At 33.3% G+C, this 22,836-nt stretch carries 18 protein-coding genes; 4 read left to right on the plus strand and 14 right to left on the minus strand.

Going from position 1 to position 22,836, the window contains the following annotated elements:
* Positions 1 to 109: 109 nt before the first annotated feature.
* Entirely contained in the window at positions 110 to 493 is a 384-nt protein-coding gene (locus BSF42_RS02515; protein WP_095951540.1) for a hypothetical protein, read from the plus strand.
* 1 nt (position 494) lies between these two features.
* Here the strand turns inward: BSF42_RS02515 and BSF42_RS02520 are convergent, their stop codons facing one another.
* The 3 genes from BSF42_RS02520 to BSF42_RS02530 form a co-directional block, all read right to left on the minus strand.
* The gene (locus BSF42_RS02520; protein ID WP_095951541.1) at positions 495 to 968 is read right to left on the minus strand and encodes a hypothetical protein; all 474 of its coding nucleotides are present in this window, start codon (positions 966 to 968) and stop codon (positions 495 to 497) included.
* 59 nt (positions 969 to 1,027) lie between these two features.
* Positions 1,028 to 1,432, minus strand: a complete 405-nt coding sequence (locus tag BSF42_RS02525; protein ID WP_095951542.1) for a lysozyme inhibitor LprI family protein — start codon at positions 1,430 to 1,432, stop codon at positions 1,028 to 1,030.
* Between the two features lie 204 nt (positions 1,433 to 1,636).
* A complete protein-coding gene (locus tag BSF42_RS02530) occupies positions 1,637 to 2,125 on the minus strand; it encodes a TlpA disulfide reductase family protein (protein ID WP_095951543.1) in 489 nt (162 codons plus the stop codon).
* A gap of 289 nt (positions 2,126 to 2,414) precedes the next feature.
* Between BSF42_RS02530 and BSF42_RS02535 the strand changes: the two genes are divergently transcribed.
* Positions 2,415 to 2,717 carry a helix-turn-helix transcriptional regulator gene (locus BSF42_RS02535; protein ID WP_041518777.1) on the plus strand — a complete coding sequence of 101 codons (303 nt, stop codon included), beginning with the start codon at positions 2,415 to 2,417 and terminating at the stop codon, positions 2,715 to 2,717.
* Positions 2,718 to 2,723: 6 nt separating this feature from the next.
* Positions 2,724 to 3,830, plus strand: coding sequence for an NADH:flavin oxidoreductase (locus tag BSF42_RS02540; protein ID WP_095951544.1), 1,107 nt, complete (start codon positions 2,724 to 2,726; stop codon positions 3,828 to 3,830).
* Between the two features lie 1,494 nt (positions 3,831 to 5,324).
* Here BSF42_RS02540 and BSF42_RS02545 read toward each other — a convergent pair.
* The 5 genes from BSF42_RS02545 to BSF42_RS02565 form a co-directional block, all read right to left on the minus strand.
* Positions 5,325 to 6,452: an acyltransferase gene (locus BSF42_RS02545; protein WP_095951545.1), complete on the minus strand. Its 1,128-nt coding sequence runs from the start codon at positions 6,450 to 6,452 to the stop codon at positions 5,325 to 5,327.
* A gap of 253 nt (positions 6,453 to 6,705) precedes the next feature.
* Positions 6,706 to 8,922, minus strand: a complete 2,217-nt coding sequence (locus BSF42_RS02550) for a glycoside hydrolase family 3 C-terminal domain-containing protein (protein WP_095951546.1) — start codon at positions 8,920 to 8,922, stop codon at positions 6,706 to 6,708.
* 208 nt (positions 8,923 to 9,130) lie between these two features.
* Positions 9,131 to 10,777, minus strand: coding sequence for a DUF6377 domain-containing protein (locus BSF42_RS02555; protein WP_095951547.1), 1,647 nt, complete (start codon positions 10,775 to 10,777; stop codon positions 9,131 to 9,133).
* A gap of 238 nt (positions 10,778 to 11,015) precedes the next feature.
* Positions 11,016 to 13,274, minus strand: a complete 2,259-nt coding sequence (locus tag BSF42_RS02560) for an acyl-CoA dehydrogenase (RefSeq protein ID WP_095951548.1) — start codon at positions 13,272 to 13,274, stop codon at positions 11,016 to 11,018.
* A 251-nt stretch (positions 13,275 to 13,525) separates the two neighbouring features.
* Positions 13,526 to 14,440 carry an EamA family transporter gene (locus tag BSF42_RS02565; RefSeq protein ID WP_095951549.1) on the minus strand — a complete coding sequence of 305 codons (915 nt, stop codon included), beginning with the start codon at positions 14,438 to 14,440 and terminating at the stop codon, positions 13,526 to 13,528.
* Positions 14,441 to 14,632: 192 nt separating this feature from the next.
* Here BSF42_RS02565 and BSF42_RS02570 point away from each other — a divergent pair, with 192 nt between their 5' ends.
* Entirely contained in the window at positions 14,633 to 16,057 is a 1,425-nt protein-coding gene (locus BSF42_RS02570) for a PLP-dependent aminotransferase family protein (RefSeq protein WP_095951550.1), read from the plus strand.
* Between the two features lie 244 nt (positions 16,058 to 16,301).
* Here the strand turns inward: BSF42_RS02570 and BSF42_RS02575 are convergent, their stop codons facing one another.
* The 6 genes from BSF42_RS02575 to BSF42_RS02600 form a co-directional block, all read right to left on the minus strand.
* A complete protein-coding gene (locus tag BSF42_RS02575) occupies positions 16,302 to 17,249 on the minus strand; it encodes a bestrophin family protein (protein ID WP_095951551.1) in 948 nt (315 codons plus the stop codon).
* A gap of 479 nt (positions 17,250 to 17,728) precedes the next feature.
* Positions 17,729 to 18,451 carry a hypothetical protein gene (locus BSF42_RS02580; RefSeq protein WP_095951552.1) on the minus strand — a complete coding sequence of 241 codons (723 nt, stop codon included), beginning with the start codon at positions 18,449 to 18,451 and terminating at the stop codon, positions 17,729 to 17,731.
* A gap of 83 nt (positions 18,452 to 18,534) precedes the next feature.
* Positions 18,535 to 19,917: a HAMP domain-containing sensor histidine kinase gene (locus tag BSF42_RS02585; protein WP_095951553.1), complete on the minus strand. Its 1,383-nt coding sequence runs from the start codon at positions 19,915 to 19,917 to the stop codon at positions 18,535 to 18,537.
* 1 nt (position 19,918) lies between these two features.
* Positions 19,919 to 20,593, minus strand: coding sequence for a response regulator transcription factor (locus BSF42_RS02590; protein ID WP_095951554.1), 675 nt, complete (start codon positions 20,591 to 20,593; stop codon positions 19,919 to 19,921).
* 165 nt (positions 20,594 to 20,758) lie between these two features.
* A complete protein-coding gene (locus BSF42_RS02595; RefSeq protein WP_095951555.1) occupies positions 20,759 to 21,376 on the minus strand; it encodes an outer membrane beta-barrel protein in 618 nt (205 codons plus the stop codon).
* Between the two features lie 130 nt (positions 21,377 to 21,506).
* The gene (locus tag BSF42_RS02600) at positions 21,507 to 22,778 is read right to left on the minus strand and encodes a BamA/TamA family outer membrane protein (protein ID WP_095951556.1); all 1,272 of its coding nucleotides are present in this window, start codon (positions 22,776 to 22,778) and stop codon (positions 21,507 to 21,509) included.
* Positions 22,779 to 22,836: the final 58 nt, after the last annotated feature.

Raw genomic sequence — 22,836 nt, forward strand, 5'->3', positions numbered from 1 at the left:
TTCTAAAAATAGTGTTTAAAAATTTAGAATCATTCTATTGGCTATACTTTTCGAAATGATTTTGATTTGATGTAATTTTATGTAGAAATTTAAAAAAACAGAGAATACTATGAGTGTTATAAAAGATGAAAATAAACTTATTAGCACCATTAAACGCGTTGATCAAAAAATTGACAAGCTTAATGATCAAAAGATCATTGCCTTTATGGAAGCTTTAGGTTTAACCGAAAGAGCTGATGTGCCGAAAAATTTTCTAGAATGGGAAACGATTCTTGTCGTTGTACCTGACCGCCATATATCGCATCAATTAAAATATTATAAGTATTCTATTGCAAGACTTTCGTTTGTTACGAATCCGAATGCGAAAGAAATTCATATTTTTGATTTTAAGGAATGGCAGAATTTTAGCCGTAACAAAACACAATTTCAGATTAGGGAATTATTAAAAAGTAATTTTGGAGGGGTCAGAAATCTTGAAGACAGACTCAATTGATTTAGGGTTTAATTTCAAAAATACTGATAAATTTTCTTTCCAAATTTTTCCTTTTCCTTTCTTCTTTCCATCTGGAATAGAAGGCCATAAAAAGTAAAAATAAATTAACGATTGTAGACGCGCGTCTGAGTCCTTTTGCAAAAAAAAGAAAAAAGATATTAATGGCCAGTATCAGAACTATTGGAGCAAATTTCACCCAAGCGGCTTGGAATTTGCTAATTGGTTCTACACTATAATTTACTTTAAGTCTATTATTAACATCCTCGTAGTTGCCCCTTACAAGAAAAACTGCCGTGGACTTTGCCGAATTTATAGTTAAACTGAAACTTTTATCATCAAAAAATCCATAAAAGGGCTTTATTGGTCCTGATAAAGGAAATATTCTTGACTGTCCCACAAGTACTTTTGGAGAACCAAGTTCTGTACTGTTTTTTAATCTGAATCGGAATTCATCGATGCTTAATTTTGATTCCATTAATTCCGAATTTGAAATTTGATTTGCAAACCTTTATGTTTGTAGCTTAAAACATTCTTTTAGATTTTCCGAATAAGTTCTTTTACTCGAGCAAAAACATAATTGGCTTCTTCATCATAAATAACCATATCAAAATCTCTGCTTCCTTCGGTAAAAATGCCCTGCTTTTTGGTATCAGCATATATTTGCTGAAAATATTGATCGCGCTTTTTAAGCCACTCCAACTGCTCTTTTTTCAATTTAGTCTGCTCTTTTGGACTTATTTTAGTTTTTAAATTCTTATAAACAACATTTAGCAAACTGTCCGATTGGTTGTAATATGCATGAGAACAATTACTCATAGCGTTCCCTTTATCTAAACATTTTTGATACTCCAATTTTAATTTTGAAACTGTTTCTAGTGTCTGTGAATTAGATTTCATCGAAATCAAAATAAACAATAATAAAAGTGCTTTTTGAATCATATTTTTTTGTTTCAGGTTTCAGGTTTTTCCTTGTTTCAGGTTTCAGGTTTTCTTTGTTTCAGACTGCTTCACTCTGTGTTATTTAACCGCAAGGAGCGCAAAGGTTTCGCAAAGCACGCTAACTTTATAAACTTTGCATTCATAGCGTAAATCTTAGCGAACGTTGCGGTTACGTCATCAAGCCTGCAACAAAAACAACTTAATTTACTCCACAATACTTTTTACCATATCTTGTAATGCTTTTCCGTGGATATTTTTGGCTACGATAATTCCGTTTTTATCTACTAAAAAATTCAAAGGAACAGACTGTAACATATAATCACCAACAACTGGAGATGTCCAATATTTAAGGTCGCTTACTTGTGTCCAAGGTAGTTTCCCTTTTGCAATTGCTGCCAGCCAAAGCGGTTTTTTGGTGTCCATAGAAACACTGTAGATTGAGAATTTGCCAGTGTAAGCATTATGTAATTTTAATAATGCAGGCTGTTCTTTAATACAAGGTCCGCACCATGAAGCCCAAAAATCTACTAATACCAATTCTCCTCTAAAAGAAGAAAGTACGACATTATTTCCTTTTGTATCCGGAAGATCAATTTCTGGAGCAATATCACCAATATCAGTTCCTACAACCTGGGCGTTTGAATTGGTTAATATACAACACAAAAATCCTAAAATGAGTAAAGTTTTTTTCATAGTTTGATTAAGTTTTATTTGTTTGTTGGGGCATTTTATCAATTTGTTTTGTCATTCTGAGGGACAAAGAATCACACTAGAAATTCCACAAAGTAATTCTTAAATATTTGACGATTTCCTTACGTAATATTTCGTTTCTAAGGATAATAAGATTGTCTATTAGAATTCACATAAAAGCAAATATAATTTTTCTTTCTTAAATCTTCAAACTTAGCTCCTCTCATCATAAAATTATCCTAAATATTTTTTACTTAATTGGTATATCGGGAAAAGTCGATATATTTGCACCATGGAAAATATAGAAATCTTTAAAGCATTATCTAATAAGTCCAGATTGCAAATGCTTGAATGGCTGAAAGAACCAGAAATCAACTTTCCTGATCAATTGCAGCATGCTGGATTTGAGCACGGAGTCTGCGTTGGGCAGATTCAAGCTAAGGCTGGTTTAACGCAATCTACAGTTTCAGAATATCTGTCTATTTTACAACGTGCCGGTTTTATAGAATCGAAACGCGTTGGACAATGGACTTACTATAAACGCAACGAAGGTGCCTTTGAAGCACTCAGTAAATTAATTCAATCTAATTTGTAAATTACTATGAGTACAAACAACCTGTTTTCACCATTTAACTTAAAAACGTTAAATCTGAAAAACCGAATCGTAATGGCGCCAATGACGCGCGCTTTTTCTCCAAACGGAGTTCCAACTGATGAAGTAGCTGCTTACTACCAAAAAAGAGCTGAAGGCGAAGTTGGTTTAATATTATCTGAAGGAACTGTTATTGACAGACCTTCATCATCAAATGATGCTAACGTACCGCATTTTCACGGAGATCTAGCTTTAAACGGATGGAAAAAAGTTATAGATGAAGTTCACGCTGCCGGCGGACAAATGGGACCACAAATCTGGCACATGGGAATTATGGACAACCATCATTCTGGATGGGTGCCGCCTGTTCCTTTTGAAGGTCCGTCTGGTTTAAACCGTCCCGATTTTAGAAATGGAGTTGCTATGTCTGAAAAAGATATTGAAGATACTATTCTGGCTTTTGGTAAAGCTGCTGCTGATGCTAAAAGATTAGGTTTTGATACCATCGAAATTCACGGTGCACACGGTTATTTGATAGACCAGTTCTTTAGAGCTGAAACGAATTTACGTGAAGATATTTACGGTGGAAAAACGTTGCCGGAACGTAACCGTTTTGCTATCGAAGTAGTAAAAGAAATTAGAAAACAAGTGGGAAATGATTTCGCTGTTATTATGCGTTTTTCTCAATTTAAACCTTCTGATTACAATTATAAACTAGCTAAAAATCCGCAGGAATTAGAAGCTTGGCTAACGCCTCTTGTAGATGCTGGTGTTGATATTATACACGCTTCGCAGCGCAGATTTTGGGAACCAGAATTTGAAGAATCTGATTTAAACTTTGCAGGATGGGCTAAAAAAGTAACTGGAGTGCCAACAATTACGGTTGGTTCTGTTGGACTTTCTGGAGATTTCTTTGGTGCTTTTGCCGGAGAAAGTTCACAGCCAACTTCTCTAGAAGAATTAAACAGACGTTTCGACAGAGGCGATTTTGATTTGGTTGCTGTTGGAAGACCTCTTTTATCTGATCCAAATTGGGTAGCTAAAATTAAAGCTGGAAAAACAGATCAATTGAAAGGTTTTAGTAAAGAAGCTTTGGGAGAATTAGTTTTAGAATAATAAAATCTATACCCATGATATATTGTAGATACGCACAGCAGTGCGTCTACACAAAGTATATCGACAAAGAATAAATTAGAATTTAAAAAGGGATGAAACATTATCACAATGTTTCATCCCTTTTTTAATCATCAACATCAGATTCAAAAAAATATTTACATCAAATGGCTTAAATTCTAGACGGACATACTGTGTGTTAGATGCACTGCAGTGCGTCTCTACGATTATCAACGTGTGAAATATTATTGTGTGTTTAATTTTTTGGAGAATAATTTTAAAAACATATAAATAACCCCATCGTATGTAGTAGAGACGCACTGCAGTGCATCTACACAAAGTATATCTACAAAGAATAAATTAGAATTTAAAAAGGGATGAAACATTGTGATAATGTTTCATCCCTTTTTTAATCATCAACATCAGATTCAAAAAAATATTTACATCAAATGGCTTAAATTCTAGACGGACATACTGTGTGTTAGATGCACTGCAGTGCATCTCTACGATTATCAACGTGTGAAATATTATTGTGTGTTTAATTTTTTGGAGAATAATTTTAAAAACATATAAATAACCCCATCGTATGTAGTAGAGACGCACTGCAGTGCATCTACACAAAGTATATCTACAAAGAATAAATTAGAATTTAAAAAGGGATGAAACATTGTGATAATGTTTCATCCCTTTTTTAATCATCAACATCAGATTCAAAAAAATATTTACATCAAATGGCTTAAATTCTAGACGGACATACTGTGTGTTAGATGCACTGCAGTGCATCTCTACGATTATCAACGTGTGAAATATTATTGTGTGTTTAATTTTTTGGAGAATAAGTTTAAAAAGATATAAATAACCCCATCGTATATCGTAGAGACGCACAGCAGTGCGTCTACACAAATTATATCGACAAAGAATAAATTAGAATTTAAAAAGGGATGAAACATTATCACATTGTTTTCATCCCTTTTTTAATCATCAACATCAGATTCAAAAAAATATTTACATCAAATGGCTTAAATTCTAGACGGACATACTGTGTGTTAGATGCACTGCAGTGCATCTCTACGATTATCAACGTGTTAAATATTATTGTGTGTTTATTTTTTTGGAGGATAATTTTTAGAATAAGTTTAAAAAGATATAAATAACCCCATCGTATATCGTAGAGACGCACAGCAGTGCGTCTACGCAAAGAATATCCACAAAGAATAATAGTAGAATTTAAAATGGACAACTATAATTTTTAGAATGTTTCATCATAAAAATCCATTTTATTATAATGATTATGAATGTCTATATTTCTAAATTTTAATTTCAATATCAAATTATAAAAATAAAGGGATGAAACAATAACGTTTCATCCCTTTATTGAATATCTATAACTAACAAAATTAAGAGATTCAATATTTTTATTTGAGGTTCAAAGTTGCAAAGGTTCATAGTGACAAAGTCTTTTCCTTTGAACCTATGCCACTCTGAACCTTTGAACCTCTAAAGAGAAACTTTTCTTTTTTGGAATTTATTCTGCAGCCAATTTCGAACTGGTTCGTCATATAATTTTAAACATACGAATGCCATAATAATGCTGGCGATTAAAACGCCGATTCCTTCCATATATCCGTCTTTCATCGAAACTTTATTATCGACTACCCAAGCTGTAAACCAATAAATTAACGGATAATGTGTAATGTATATTGGATATGAAATATCTCCCAAAAGTTTACATATTTTAATTGAAAATTCATTTTTAATTTCTCCGCCTGCGCCAATAGCAACGATAATTGGAAAAACTAAAATAATACAGAAAGATTCATACAAACCATTGATCCAAAGATTGTTTTCATCTCCAAATCTCGGTAACGTCAATACAATTGTGATTAAGATACTGCAAATCCAAAAAGCATTTTTTACGTGTAGCAGCTTTCCTAAACGACTCAATAAAACACCAGCAAAAAACGGGAATAATAAACGAGTAAACCCAACATTCATTTGTTCCCAATTCAACGACCATCCGCCGATTACATCACCTTTTGGTCCAAAAACAGTATAATTAATTAACAGTCCGGCAAATATCAATACAAAAACTGACAGGACTTTATTCGAAAATTTACGAAAGATTAAGGCGTACAGGATATTGGCAATATATTCGAAAAAAAGTGACCAAGCCGGACCATTTAAAGGGTGCATTTCTCCCCATCCTCTAATTTCTAGAGAAGGCGGAATTGGTAATAATGTAAAGCCGATTATCATGGTTAAAATAACTTTCCAAACGGCCATATCTCCAATCATTGGAAACAATATATCAGATGCTTGGAAATAATAGAAAATGGCGCCAATGACCATTCCAATAATTACCATTGGCTGCAGCCGAATTAATCTGCGTTTGTAAAATTCCCATTGTGTCATTTTTCCCCAGCGGTCGTCATAAGCATACGCTACAACAAATCCAGATAAGAGGAAAAAGAAATCAACTGCTAAGTAGCCGTGATTGATAATTTGTACAAAACGGTTTCCTCCAGCAAAAGCTTCAAAAATATGAAAAGCTACTACCAGAATAGCTGCAACACCACGCAGACCGTCTAGAATTTCGTAATGCTTTTTTGGTTTAATATCATTCATAATAATGGTTAATTATTAATGGTTAATGGTTAATTTTATAATTGATAATTAACAAATATCAATCATTTATAAGTGGTTTCTAAGCCATTCTGCTTTTGGTTGATCTGGCAAGTATTTGATGGAGAAGTTTTCGAATTTGGCTTCAATTTTTTCTACTTATAGAGATCATATAACTAATATGCCACAAAAGCAAAGCTGCAAATTTTTACACTTGCAGCTTTACAAACCAACCAATTTTTAGAAATAAAAAAACTTATTTAAGTGAGAAATTCACTTTAGACTTTATGTCAGTTGATGATGCTCCAATGATTGCTTCAAAATCACCAGATTCAGCAACCCAGTCATGTTTTTTATCATCGAAGAAACTTAAAGCTGTTTTATCAATTGTAAAAGTTACTGTTTTTTCTTCTCCCGCTTTAAGCGAAACTTTTTCAAAACCTTTTAACTCTTTAATAGGACGCACTAAAGAAGATTTAACATCTGTAATGTACAATTGCACCACTTCTGCTCCTTCTCTGCTTCCCGTATTTTTTACATTAACCGAGAATGTAATTTGATCTCCAGCATTAATTTGTTTTTTATCTGATGTTACTTTTCCGTAAGCAAAAGTTGTGTAGCTTAATCCATGTCCAAAAGAAAATAATGGTTTAACTTTCTGTTTGTCAGTCCAACGGTATCCAACAAAAATTCCTTCGTTGTATTTTACTTCATCTCCGCCAGGAAATTCTCCTAAAGCGTGAGCTCCATTATCTGCTAATTTTACTGGGAAAGTAAACGATAATTTTCCAGACGGATTCACATCTCCAACTAAAACATTTGCCAAAGCATTTCCAGCCTCAGTTCCTAAAAACCATCCTTGTACAACTCCCGGAACTTCTTTAATCCAAGGCATTGCCACAGCATTTCCAGAGATATTTACGAAAACAATGTTTTTATTTACTTTCGCTAATTCGCTGATTAATTTATCTTGACCATAAGGTAATCCTAATTGTTTACGATCGTGTCCTTCGTCATCTTGGTTTTCACTTTTATTTAAACCTCCGATAAAAAGAACAATATCAGCATCTTTAGCAATTTTTAAAGCCTCAGCAGTTAACTCTGCCTGCGGGCGCTTTTCTTCTAGACTAACTTTAGCTATAACTCCATTATAATTGCTTGTCGGATCTCCAACATAACCTCTAGCATAAACAATTTCAGCTTGGTTTCCGATTCTTTTCTTTAAACCTTCAAGCGGTGTAATTTCGTATCTTGCTTTAAGTGAAGAACTTCCTCCCCCCACAGTCATCATTTTGATCGCATTTTCTCCAATTACAGCAATCTTTTTTGTTTTAGAAAGATTGATTGGCAGAATGTTATTTGTGTTTTGTAATAATACAATTCCTTCTTCAGCAATTTTACGACCAGCTAAAGCATGTTCTTCTGTTCCAAAAGATCCAAAAGGACGATTTCTATCCATTGTAGTTAAGAAAGACAAACGAAGGATACGACGTACTTTTTCGTCTAATTCTTTTGTTCCAATTTCTCCTTTTCTGATCATTTCAGAATATGGTTTTGCTAAATAGTAGTTATCATAAGCATTGCTTGTTCCCCAAGAAAGTCCGTTTGTCCAAGAACCAAATTCCATATCTAAACCATTGTGGATTGCTTGTTTGGTATCGTTAACTCCACCCCAATCTGAAACTACAACTCCTTTGAAACCCCATTCTCCACGAAGAATATCATTTAACAAATATTCATTATGGCAGCATTGCTGTCCTTTGTATTTGTTGTAAGATCCCATAATGGACCAAACGTCTCCTTCTTGAACCGCGGCTTTAAAAGCTGGAAGATAAATTTCGTATAATGCACGGTCGTCAACAATTACGTTAACCGAATTACGATTGGTTTCTTGATTGTTTAAAGCGAAATGTTTTACGCAGGCAGCAACTCCATTCGATTGCACTCCTTTAATATAAGGAACAACCATTTTAGAAGCTAAAAACGGATCTTCTCCCATATATTCGAAGTTACGACCGTTTAATGGACTTCTGTAGATGTTTACACCTGGACCTAATAATACGTTTTTGTTACGGAAACGTGCTTCTTCTCCAATAGATTTACCATATAAAGATGCCAATTCTTTGTTCCATGTTGATGAAAGTGCCGTAAGGGCCGGGAAAGCAATACAAGAATCGTTTGTCCATCCTGCCTGATCCCATTCGTCCCATTTTACTTCTGTACGAATCCCGTGTGGTCCATCTGTCATCCAGTTTTCTGGAATTCCAAGACGTTGTACACCTGGAGAACTAAATTTAGACTGCGCATGAATCATGGCAATTTTCTCTTCAGTTGTCATTCTTTTAAGTGCATCTTCTACACGCTCATTAATTGGCTTTTTATCATCAAGATAAACGGGCACTTTGTTTTGGGCATTCGCACCCAAAGTACTTAGTAAAAGTAAAACAACAATTGTTTTAACGTTTTTAAACATAACAGTATTTATTAAAGCATTAGGTTTATAATATAAAAGTACGTTTTCGTAAAAAATACTTTTCTATCATATTGTAAAACTAAAACGTTATAGTACATGTTACATTTTTAGACACAAAAAAGTAGTGAATTAAAAATTCAAATAATTGATTTACAATAATTTAATAAAAAATATACACTAAAAAAAGTAGTAGTTTTAAAATAAATATTTACACTTTCAATGATATTGAACCGATTTTCATAACCATTTCTTCGAAATCATTTCGCGAAACCGCAGCTTTATTACGAGCTCGGGTTCTGTAGTTATAAATAGTACTTAAGGAGTAACGAAGAAATGCCGCGATTTTGACACTATCTGTAATTCCGAGTCTGATCAATGCAAAAATTCGAAGTTCGGTATTTAATAATTCGTTTTGTTTAAGGACAATCTGCTCTTCTGGAATTAAAAGCGCATTGAAATCTTTTACGAATGTTGGATATAAGTTAAGAAAGATAATATCAAAATTCTTGTATAATTCTTCTAACTCGTTATCAACTAGAGTGGTTGATTTTAAGATTTTGTAAATTTCATCAAACTGTTTTGCGGCAGCTTTTTTGTTTAGAATAATACGGTAATTTTCTAATTTGTTGATATAAGTAGAACAAAGATTGAAAAAATGAGCAATATATTCTTCTTTAACTAAATTAGATTCAGACAATTGCAGGTTACTTTCTTGCAACTGACTGTTTTTTTCGGTGATATCTTTGTTTAATTCGGCTAATTTTTGACTGGTTTCATATAGTTCTGTTCGAATTCTGGAAACCTTTTTCATTTGTTTATAAACGTAAACAATGGCAACCAATAAAAATAAAGAGAGCAGACTTATACAAAGTAAATAGATTTGTAAGTCGCTTTTTCGCTGTGCTTCGCGTTCAAGATAGACCGTATTGATAATGGAATAAACTTCTGACATTAATAATGTCCTAAACTGAACATTACAATAAAGTGCATCTTCAATTGCCGATTGTGTCAATTTGTACGCCATATCGACATCGCCGATTTCATAAAAAACCAATGCTAATTCTTGCAGTGAGGCATTGTCTTTATTGGCATTTTTAATATCGGAAGTTGCAGAAAGTGCGTAGTATTTTTTTCTTGATTCTAATTGATGCGTGGCTTCTGAAATTTTGCCCAGCAAATAAGTAACCATTGCATACTGCGGATTTTCTTCTTTTATATTGTTCAATAAAGTCAATAATTCCTTTTTGGATTTTTCATATTTTTTATGAATGAAAATTTCCTGCTGAATTCTATTAATTTGATATTCTAATGTGTTCGGTTTTAGAACACTTAATAGCGAATCTCGATATTTTCCAATTTGTTTTCGATATTCTGGACTATAACTATTGGCAGCATAATGTTCGAAAAATTCACGATATGAAATGTAGTAATTGGGAAGTAAAGAAACTGCCAATTTGTTCTTATTTATACTTTTTAAAATAGCTTCAGATTCGCGGTATTTGCCAGAAGAAGAATAAAGCGTTACCAATTGCAGCTGTGCTAAATTAAAAAGCTCTTTGCTTTCAAGCTGTTCAGCTATTTTTAAATTCTTTTTTACATATTGAATAGCCGAATCTGAGTTTAACTTTTGATACTCCAGATATAATGCTTTGTTGTAATTATATTCTTGTTCGGGTGTCAGATTATCTGATTTTATTTTCTTGAAGTTCAGGATTCTCTCTTCTTTAATTTTTACATAATGCTGTTTATTTTTAATAGCATCATTTAGTTCTTTTAAAATAGCATCAGTATTATCCAATGCAAAAACTGGAAGATTGATTATAGCAATTAAGAAAAATAAAAAATATCTTTTCAAGTCGAGTCAGTATAAAGGGAATTACAAATATAACAAAGTGAAAATAGAAAAAGTGATTTATTTAGCTGGGGAAAAAATGTACTTAAAAGAGGGTGTTTTCTTATATTTGATATAAAATAAAAAATCGCATATATCAATTATGCATAAATAATTTTATTCCATTTTCCTTATTTGTGCAAAAATAAAAGCTTTGCCAAGGTTTAAAACTTTGACAAAGCCAGACTTATTTTTTTTAATATTAAATTGCAATTGGTGCAGCCAGACAACTCTCTGGAATGTCAAATGCATTGACCAAAGCCACTGCATCTGGACGTATATCCCAGCAAAGCTGATTGACTATTTTACGAACGGCTTTCGTTTTTACCGCTTCCATGTATCCGTCTTCCAAATACCAAGCTTTATTTTTTTCAATTTGCGAAAGCGCATATAATTGATTTAGCTTCGTTAAAATAGCCTTAGATTCTGGATCTTCAATTTCTTTTATCGCAAGTTGAAACTGCTCTAAAACAACGCGTTCCAAATAAGCCTGCGCAACGTCTATCATTTGATGCTGTACGACATTAAATGCATCGTAAGCTTCTAAACCTCCGTCGACTAATTTTTTAATACGTCTTGCTGCAGACGCTAGAATAGTTTTTTCTCTGTGTACAAAAGCCTGTAAATGAAATTCGCTGTCAAGCAAATGTTCATCATCTGTTCTGCGGGTTGCAATAGGATTTTTTTCTGTAAATGCCGTTTTAGCATTTTCATAAACATAATTTATGATTCCCAAAGAGCCTAATTCACCAAATGTTTTTCTAAATTCTGACAAACGATTTTTAGCCACCAGCTGCATCAAAACGGTATTATCACCTTCAAAAGTGGTGTAAATTTCGGTGTCATTTTTTAAAGCATCAATTCTGTTTTCAGATAAATAGCCTTTTCCACCGCAGGCTTCACGGCATTCTTGCAGAATATCTCTCGTGCTCCATGTTGAATACGATTTCATTCCAGCGGCAAGAGCTTCAATTTCCTGCATTTCAGCCTCCGTTTTATTTAAGAATCTGTTTGTTAGGTACTGAAGTGCAAAGTGAACGGCATATGTTTTAGCCAAAGGTGGCAGCAATCTGCGCTGGTGCATTCTGTAATTTAAAATCGGAACCTCAGATCCGCCTTCTGGTCCAAATTGTCTTCTTTGATCGCTGTAGCGAATGGCAATTGTCAATCCAGATTTAGCAGCGGCCAAAGCTGAACGCGGAATCCCGATTCTTCCTCCAACTAAAGTTCCTAACATGGTAAAAAACCTTCTGTTATCACTTGGAATTGGACTTTCGAATTCTCCATTTTCATTTACCGATGCAAAACGATCCAGCATATTTTCTTTCGGAATCACAACATTATCAAAACTAATAGTACCGTTATCTACACCGTTTAATCCCATCTTATGACCGCAGTCACCAATTGTTACACCTTTTACCACATTTCCATTCGGATCGCGCAATGGTACTACAAATGCATTTACACCATAATCATGATCATTAATAATCAGTTTTGCAAAAACAGTTGCCATTTGCCCATGAACTGCTGCGTTACCGATATATTCTTTTTGGGCATTTTTATTTGGTGTATGAATGGTAAAAGTCTGCTCGTTATGATTGTATGTTGCTGTAGTTTCTAATCCTTTTACGTTTGATCCGTGATGTGTTTCGGTCATGGCAAAACATCCTGGAAGTTTTAGCGAACCAATATCTTGTAAATATTTAGCATAATGTTTTTCTGTTCCTAAAGACTGAACACTCATTCCCCAAAGTCCAAACTGAACGCCAAATTTTATTACCAAACTTAAATCGTGGTAACTCAGCGTTTCCATAATCGCAAAATAATCGGCTATATTTTCTCCGCCGCCATATCGTTTTGGATAAGCCATATTTCCGAGATTTTCATCGGCTAAAATTTTACACCATTTGTAAACCGTCTCTCTAAATACATTGATATCGGTTGAAGTTTCATATGCAAATTCAGGTCTCGAAATAACCGATTTTACTTTTTCAATAATTGCAGCTTCTTTTCCATCCAAAATTTTGGTAATTTTCTGAATATCAAAAGAGGCGTTGGTATGAGAATCTGCAGTAAAAGAACCAGCTTTCGTTTTGAAGTTTTGAAGTGCTTCTTCGCCTAAAATTCCTAAATCATTTTCTAATTTTATAAAATCAGATTCTATTGGAGATAGGTCTAATTCTGTTCCAGATAATGCATCTGCGATATCGAAAATCGATTTTATAGAAGATTTGTCCTGAATGCTTTTTTCAATATCCAATTTCCATTCTTTGAGTTCATTTCGCGAAGGTGGATTCGAAATATCTGCTTTAGAAAGCAAATATTTTTTTTCTTCTTCTGATAAAACACTAAGCGAATTGATAAATTCATGCAGTGTAGCAAATTCTTTCTGTGTCAATAAATCATCTGACCACACTAAATAAAACAATGGAGTAAAGGCTTGAAGTTTGGTATTTTTCATATCAATATTTGGATTCGGTTTGTTTTTTATCTTTGCCGCGAATCACACAAATTCTCCACTAATTTTTATTTTAATAAGGAATTAAAAACTAAATATAATTCGTGAAAATTTGTGTAATTCGTAACAACCCTTTTTTTACGCTTTACTGCATAAAAAAACAGGAATGAAAAATAATCATTCCTGTTTAAACATCCTGTTAAGATTCTGGTAATTTTCGATTTTAAACCAATAAAAAATATGAAAACTAATTATTAAGAGCCTTTGGATATTGCCGTCCATTTTTGCTTTATTGCAAAAATATGATGTGAATTAAAAACCAACACTGCAGTAAAAATGATTCCGTATGCTGTAATTTGTAAAGGACTAATATTTTCTTTAAAAACAAAGGCTGCCAATCCGAATGCAATCATCGGATTGATGTTTAATAACATTCCAACTGTTGAAGAATTGATTCCAGAAAGCGCGTACAAATTCAGGAAAAGAGGTACAATTGTAAATAAGATTGCGATTGTTTCAATACAGAAATAAAACTTAAATTCTGTTGGAACCGGCCCTCCATAACTTGGATAAAATGGTACTAAAAACAAAGCAGCCAATGTGATATGAAACGTTAATACAACAAATTTATCAAAACCTTTATTAGCACGCTGGCTCACCAAATATGCAGCGTACGTTAGCCCAATAATGATGCTGAAAAGCATATCCATTATATCACTATAGGAAAGAATCAAGCATCCCGAAATACTTAATCCGACAGAAAGCCATTGTGTTTTTAGCAGTTTTTCATGCAGTATAAAATAAGCAAGTAAAGTTGTTAGTATTGGACAAACAAGATAAGCCAGAGAAGCCGCTTTTAGGCTGACATGATTCACTACATAAATGAATGTAAACCAATTCGCCATCAAAAAGGCACTTCCGCCAATATTAAGTAAAATCGATTTTCTTTTTTCTGATTTTGACAAGCCTCTAAAGATTTCAATCGTTTCTTTTAGTTGTTTTCTTTTAAATAGGAAAGCAATCAAAAGCATTAAAATCGCGCAGCTGAAAACACGAAAGAACAGAATATCTAATGAAGGATAATCGTGAATAGGCCTTAAAACCAAACTAAAAAGTCCCCAAACTATAAAGGCTGAAATTGCTGCTATGTAATACTTTGTTGTTTTCACAAACTTTCTTTTTGAATTGTTTTATTTTGATGAAGCAAATTTCTAAAAAATAAAACAGCAATACAGATACAGTTTTTGTAAATTGCACCATAACAGTTTTATTTTTTTATGAAATCGCCATGATTCCAAGTAATAAATCAAAATTAAAAATGGCGATACCATATTCGATTAAAAAGCAAATATTAACTTCATATGAAAAACCCAAGCTATTTATATCTTCAATTTGCGGATCGTATCGAAAAACAGATCAAATCAGGTCTTTTGAATGTGGGAGACAAACTTCCTTCCATTCGAGAAGTCTGTGCAGAAACGGGTTACAGCATGAGTACCGTAAGTAAAGCCTATTACGAAGTTGAAAGCCGTTCTTTGATCGAATCAAGACCACAGTCGGGTTATTATGTAAGTAACATTTCGGCAAGGGTTATTGCAGAGCCTTCTTCAAGTTCACCAATTTTAAGCGTTGAAAATATAGAGCGTGAAGATTTAGTTGATCTGGTTTATGGTGATATGCGTAAAAAAGATCTTACGATGCTTTCGCTTGGTTTTCCATCAAATGAATTACTTCCAATTGCAAAACTGAATAAAGGAATGGTTCAGGCAATGCGTCAGCTTCCAAACAGCGGTACGAGTTATGAGGAAATTCAGGGAAATAGTAATTTACGAAAGGAAATTGCACGCTGGTCCTTTACTTGGGGCGGTTCTTTGACTGAAGATGATATTATTACAACTCCAGGCTGTATTTCTGCTATTTCAGATTGTTTATTGACGTTGACAAAACCAGGAGATACAATTATTACAGAAAGTCCTGTTTATTTTGGTATTCTTCAGCTGGCAAGATCTTTAGGTTTGTATGTCATGGAACTTCCTACCAACATGACTACAGGAATCGAACTAGAAGCGGTAAAAAATACGCTTGCTTCTAATAAGGTTAAAGCCTGCGTTTTGATGAGTAATTTTAGTAATCCATCGGGCAGTATGATGCCCAACGAGCATAAAAAAGAAATTGTCCGTTTAATGGATTTTTATAATGTTCCTTTAATTGAAGATGATATTCACAGTGATTTGTACTTTGGCACCAGCCGTCCGTCGAGTTGTAAAACGTATGATGATAGCGGTATTGTACTTTCGTGCAGTTCGGTTTCTAAAACTTTGGCACCGGGTTATCGCGTGGGATGGGTTGCTCCTGGAAAATTCAAAAAAGAAATTTTAAGAACCAAGTTGTATCACACCATCTCTAACCCTACTATTACGCACGAAGTTGTTGGTGATTTTTTGAAAAATGGCCGATATGAAAATCATCTTCGAAAAATACGTCAGATTTTAAATCGCAACTGTACCAATTATATCAATACTATTTTAGAATCTTTTCCTGCGGGAACAAAGGTCAGCCAGCCTCAAGGCGGTTTTTTTCTGTGGGTCGAATTAGATAAAAAAATAGATACTGCTGCTTTTTATCATTTGGCTTTAAAGCACAATATCAGCATTGCACCGGGAAGAATTTTTTCATTTCAAAATCAATTTTCAAATTGTATGCGCTTGAGTTTTGGGCTTCCTTGGTCAAACGAAGTGAGAATGGCAATACAAACGCTAGGAAAACTTGCGAAAAGTCAATTGTAAAAAATCCAAATATTATCAATATAGCCCGCGGTTTTAAACGCGGGAGCACAATCAAATTCTTCTATGCATCCCCGCGGTTAAAACCGCGGGCTATGTTTAAGATGTTTGCGTTGGTAATATATTTTTTAATTTCTCCTTTCAGTCGAAGTGACAGAACTATGAGTTTTTTTTATAAATAAAAAAACTGGACAGCGCAACTACACACTGTCCAGCCAACAATTAAAAGAAGACCAAAATTAAATTTTTATAAGACGAAATAAGCGCCTTTTTCCACTTTCTTAGGTTCGTCGTTCAATTCAAATTCGTTTAGAATATCAAATTCGCTTTGGTATTCATTCAGCATTTGCTTGATATTTTTTTCTATTGTATTTGCGATAGTCGTAACTGGCGTATCTGTTGGTCTGTTTTCAAATGGATCTTGCAAGTGAATCGCCATTCTTTCGATCAAAAAGAAAGCTCCTCCAATTGCTGTAATCAACGGAATCGCAAACCAGCTCAAAACACTTGTTAATCCAAAAGGCAGTAACAAAATAAACAAACACAATGTCAATCGGATGTACATACTGTATGTTGTTGGAAAAATGGTGTTTTTAATTCTTTCACATTTTCCCATTTCATCACAAAGTCTAGACAACGTATTGTCTATTTCCACCTGCTGGTAAGTATTGATTTTCTTATCATTTTTAGCGTTTCGTAAATCTCTGGCATGCAGCATTAAAATCGCATTTGGAACGTTTTGATGATTTTTGATGTATTTTATTTCTTCTTCACTCATCAATCCTTCAAGTGGTTTTACAGCATCTTTGTTTCGAAGCGACTGCCCCAAACTATAACACCAGGCAATTTGTCTTTTGGCAAAGTTTTCTTTGAATTCGCTGGCTTCTACAGAAAAATCAGGATCTTTATAAAACGTCAAAACCTGACGGATTAATGTTCTGGAATCGTTTACAACCGCTCCCCAAACAATTCTAGCTTCCCACCATCTGTCGTAAGCCTGATTGGACTTAAACGCTAGTAATAAGGAAATAATGGTTCCAATCATGGTTGGAATCGCAATTGGAATATCTACGGGAAGATTTATAAAATAATGATGAAAAATTTCAAATAGTACTGTATATGCCAATACCAGAACAATTTCTACCTTAATTTTCCCGAGAACGTACTTCATTGGTATTCTTTTCTTTAATAACATATTTTCGGTTTTAAATTAAATATTGCTGTCTTTTTTTAGTTCTTTTTTAGTGCTTAGTGATTAGTCCTTAGTAATTAGTCCTTAGTAATTAGTCCTTAGTAATTAGTCCTTAGTAATTAGTTCTTAGTAATTAGTTCTTAGTAATTAGTTCCTAGTAATTAGTTCCTAGTCTCTAGTGGATAGTTCCTAGTCCTTGGTAATTAATAATTATTCTTTAGTGATTAGTACCTAGTCCTTGGTAATTAGTAATTAGTAATTTGTGATTGGTAAATTTGTTAGTGATTATACTTTCGTAATTCTCTTTAGTTCAATAATAGTTTACACTATTTATCTGTTCTAGATTTTAAATTCAGGAATTATAAATATTCCCTCAAGACTAAAATCTAAAAACTAAAAACTAATTACTAATCACTAGGTACTAAGGACTAAGGACTAATCACTAATCACTAATAACTAAGTACTAAAAAAGAACCAAAAAACTAAACAACCTCTTCGTACAATGAAAGAACTGGAAGTCCCAATTTCTCATTAACATTTTCTTTTTTGACTTTTTTAAATTTGATTTTTTCGCCTTTTCGGGTTTCTACCAGCATATCGATATTATGCTTCGAAATTGCTTCTGATAAAAATGGCGCTACATTTTCGTAATTATCTTCAAAATTGGCCGTCTGACTAACAATTTCGAATGAGAAATTTTCACTTAAATACTGCTGTACATCTTTAACATGAATACTTTTACTGGAGTTTTCTACGTAAAGTGCTTTACTGAAAACTTCTTTGTTGATCTCTGTACTTAAATGAAGAATCGGACATTTTTGATTTCCTGCCAATTGAACTAAATATTGGTGTATCCTCTTTGTTTCTTGTTTATAAGAATAGGTTAGAATAACCAATTTTACAGAAAAAGCTTCAATAAGACGCTTAAAAATTGGCGCCGAAAGTCCGTATTGATTATGAACTTTCAGTTTTACATTTGGAGTATGATCGATAATATAACGGCAGGTTTCCAGAACCTCTTCCTGACTCTTAGTTAGTCCGGATCTCATTTCTCTTAAAAAACTTGAAGATGAAAAGGTATCTGGAGCTTCTGAAACTAATACTAAAATAATTTCTGATTCAGTATCTTTTGACTGATTCACCGCAGATTTAACAGCCGAGATTGTATCATCTTTTAAAGTCGTAGGTATAAGAAAGTTTTTCATAAGTATAATCGTTTAGTTTATACATACAAAATAACTATCCGTTAATTAGACCTTTCTTAATCTAAAATTAGAATTTTCTAAGATTAAACATTAGATTTTTTAATCTTCAGTTTTTTAAAGATAATCGTAACAATTGTTCCTTTATCTTGCTCCGACTGGACCTGTAGTTCTCCATCGTGCATTCTGATGATTTTGGAAGCCAGAGGCAGTCCTAAACCATAGCCTATATATTTAGCCGCAATTTTACCTCTAAAGAAAGGTTCGTATAAATGTGGAATATCTTCTGGCGGAATTCCGATTCCGATATCATTTATCGTGATTTTAATCATTTCTTCATTTGCCGAAAGGTTAACGAAAACTTCATTATTATCGGAGTATTTGACACCGTTGGTAATAATATTATTGATTGCCAATTCCAGCAACGGTCTGTTACAGGGAAGCAATAGAAAATTAGAATCTTTTGGTGCAAAATTAAGGATGATGCTCACTCGGTTACCCGGAAATATTTTATCCAGATCCGATTTTACATCCATTAATAATTCGTCAATTCGAGCAATATCAGAAACTTGTTTTTGACCATCATAACCAGTCTGCGTCAGTTTTAGCAGACTTTCGGTTAAGTTTCCTAATCTTGATGCCTGACTGTAGATATTTTCTAAAGATTCGACATATTCCTCCACTTGACGCTCTTTCAACAGCATAATTTCTGCCTCAGCAATAATAGTGGTTATTGGCGTTTTTAATTCGTGAGAAGCATTATTAATAAAATTTGCCTGGATTTCAAAAGACGTTTCCAGTCTGTCCAGCATATTATTAAAAGTATTAGTCAAATCGGAGATTTCATCAGAATTTTTAACTTCTGGAAGACGATTATGAAGATTAGAAGCACTAATTCTTTTTACTTCTTTTGTAATTCTTGCCACAGGATTTATTACACGTTTTGCTAAAAATCGGCCTAAAAGAAAAGCCAGAATTACAAAACCGATCCCTCCAAAAAGCATGATTTTGACAATATAAACTGTTGTGTCTTTTCCTTTACGATCTCTCGCGCCGACAATTACAATATATTTTTGTCCGCTTTCTTCAAAAATCTGACCTAAATAATATTTATTATCTTTCTCATAAGAATCTTTTCCTGTGCTTAAAATATTAGTGTAAAAGGCATTAGGAAGGTTAAGATTGGTATTATAATCAAAACTATTATGACTGTTTATTTTTAATACGTATTCTTCTTCTTCAATTAATTCCTCTAAACCATTTTTTTGAAGATTTTTATAATATTTAATCTTCTCTGGATCTTTTTGAAAATGAATTGAAGCTACAATTTTTGACCTGTCATCCAGACGCTTTAAAAAGTGATAGCGATTGTTTTCTCTAAATAAGAAAAATACAATGATACAAAGCAGCGATGTACTAAAGGTAGAAAGGGCAACGTAGTTAAAAGTAATTTTTTTTCTAATGTCCATTTTATGGTTTTATAACATAGCCCAATCCTTTCATGGTATGAATAAGTTTGCTATCAAAAGGCTTATCGATTTTTCTTCTTAAATATGTAATATATACGTCGACAACATTGGTATTCATATCAAAATTAATATCCCAGACATTATCTAAAATCTGATCTCTTGAAACAATTCGACCCGTATTTTTTGCCAGATAATACAACAGTTTAAATTCTTTTGCTGTTAAAACAATGTTTTCACTGCCTCTTTTTACCGATTTTGCACGTCCGTTTATTTCAAGATCACCAATAGTAATGGTATCAATTTTTTCTGTTTCCTGATGCGATCTTCTGTAAAGCGCATTAACTCTGGCATCTAATTCTCCAAATTTAAAAGGCTTTACCAAATAATCATCGGCACCGGCATTAAGACCCGTTACTATATTTTCTGAAGTTCCTAAAGCTGTAAGAAGTAAAATTGGCACAAAATTCTTGCTGGCACGCAGTCTTCTGCAAATTTCAATTCCGTTGATATCCGGAAGCATTACATCTAAAATTACAACGTCAAAGGTATAATTATGAATCATCTCCAGAGCGGTTTTACCGTCGAGAGCGACACTTACTTCATTATTATTTTCGGCAAATCCTTTACGCAGAATAGATAATAGATTTGGTTCGTCTTCGACTATTAGTAATTTCATGTTGAGAAGGTTGTATATACAACAAAAATAAGAATTGAGTTCAAAAATAGTACTTATTACGGATAGAAATTATGATTTAATTATGAACAATTACGACAATACATAAAAAAAGCAGACCAAACAGCCTGCTTATTGTTATCTATTTTAGATTTAAACTTGTAATTTTTAATTTTTGAAATTAAAACTCACGACTGCTCCAAGGCCAAATTGAAAAGTCGAAATATAATCTTCAACTGCAACTGGCCCAACCCAATAAGACCAATAATAACTTTCGCCAACTGCTGCAGACATCGATTGCAAATACGCATTAATATTTACAGAGACCGATGAAGCAGTTTTAATTTTTACCCCGCCCTTTACATCCCAGGCAAAGTATGTGCCACTTCCGCCCTGAGGCGATTCCACAATTCCAACACCTGCACCTGCACCCAAATAAGGAAGCAGATTTGATCCTGTATCAAAATAATACGTATAACCTGCTAGAATGAAATTAAATGCTCCCTTATCATTCGTATTTAATTGATTTCCAGCAGGACCATAAAATGGTATTTTAACATCTGATCTTAAATACTTTAATTCAATAGAGTTGTTTGGTATAAAGAAATACTCCAGTCCTGCTCCATATTGAAAACCGTCTTCAATTGTCGCAGAATAACCATCGTAATCCAGCTTGTCTGAAAAATTATAACCGCCATACAAATTAAGCGAAAAAGACCTTGCATCCTGAGCCTGCATTCCTATCACCGACAGAAACGCAACTAATAATAAACTGTACTGTTTCATAATTTTGATTTTGATTTGTTAAATGGATAAATCAAATTTAGCTTTTTTCTTTCAAAAAATGCATATATTTTGAAAGAAAAAAGCTAATTAATAAAACTTAAACAATTGGTAGTTAAAATATTATAGCAATTCAGAATGTTTCTCCAGCATTTAAGTAAAAGGCTTTTGAATTATTTCCCCACGCATAATCTAAAATTAGATTTGTCTTGGTCGCCTTATCAATTAAAAGTCTTAAACCAACTCCGGCCGCAGGCTGAATAGATTTAAAAAGCGAAAGATTGGTATCTGAATTACTGGCAGTAACAAAATTGGTAAAAACAGTACCGCTTAATAATTGATTGCAAGTAATAGGAAACCTGAATTCTGTAGATAAATAAACTAGTCCATTTCCTCTAAATAATCCCTGAGTATAACCTTCGCCGCTCCTGCTCCTTTGATCCCAGCCAATTGCCGGTAAATTTAAATACGGAACTTTTCCTCGGGTCACAAATTGTCCATACGTCCAAATGGCTAAAATATAGTGCGGATTTTTATGCGAAACTGGAATAAAATGTTTGTATTCTGCAAACAAAACGCTGCTGTAATCCTGATTTTTAAACAATACAGGATTAAAACGATAATTGATATTAGCAAACCAGCCTCTCGAAGCATTTACCTGATTATCTCGTGAATCATGAACCAAATTTAGACTTACTCCGTTTAGAAAATATTCCAAATTATCGAAGCCGTATTTTTGGCTGTAGTTATAATGATAAGTCAAATTTCCATTTGCAACATCTAATTCCTTGTCATTAATATTCGAATACCAATCGATGTTTATACCGCCTCCGACATAGTAATTCTCTCTAACTTCAAAAGAAACGGTTTGATGAAATTTTAAATAATTGTAATCCATATCTTGAGCGATAGAATCGATACTAAAGTTTTCTTTTTTACTGCGATGTGGTATAATATCGGTTCCTAAACCATAATTGGGCTGCGAGAATAGATATAAACGATAATCGCCGCTTAAAAAGATTTTATTATTCTTAAGCAGAATATTGTTTTTGATATTCACCAGCCATTGGTTTTTCACTGTATAAGTAATTCCAACATTCGCAATCGAATATTTATCTTTTTCTTCTTTTCCCTTGAAAGTATATTGCGCAACTGCACCAAAAAAAAATCCCGTCGCGGGCTGAGAACCAATTGCGGGAATTACCAAAAAGAAATTGTTTTTTGTGGGTTTAACAACCAAAGCGTCGTCATGCTTTTTAAAAATATCAAAAATGGTTTTAGGAGGACAAATTTCTGGATTTAAAATTTCTTCTTGAGAAAACAGGCTACATGAAATGAAAAACAATAACCCGAAGATTTTATACTTTTTGTATAGAAAGGCATTATTTTTAAAAAATTTCACCATTTAAAAAAGTTTATTTTTAGCAATAATCATCAACCTAACGTAAATATACTTCTAATTT

This window comes from Flavobacterium sp. ACN6 (assembly GCF_002304005.1).
Taxonomy (GTDB): Bacteria; Bacteroidota; Bacteroidia; order Flavobacteriales; family Flavobacteriaceae; genus Flavobacterium.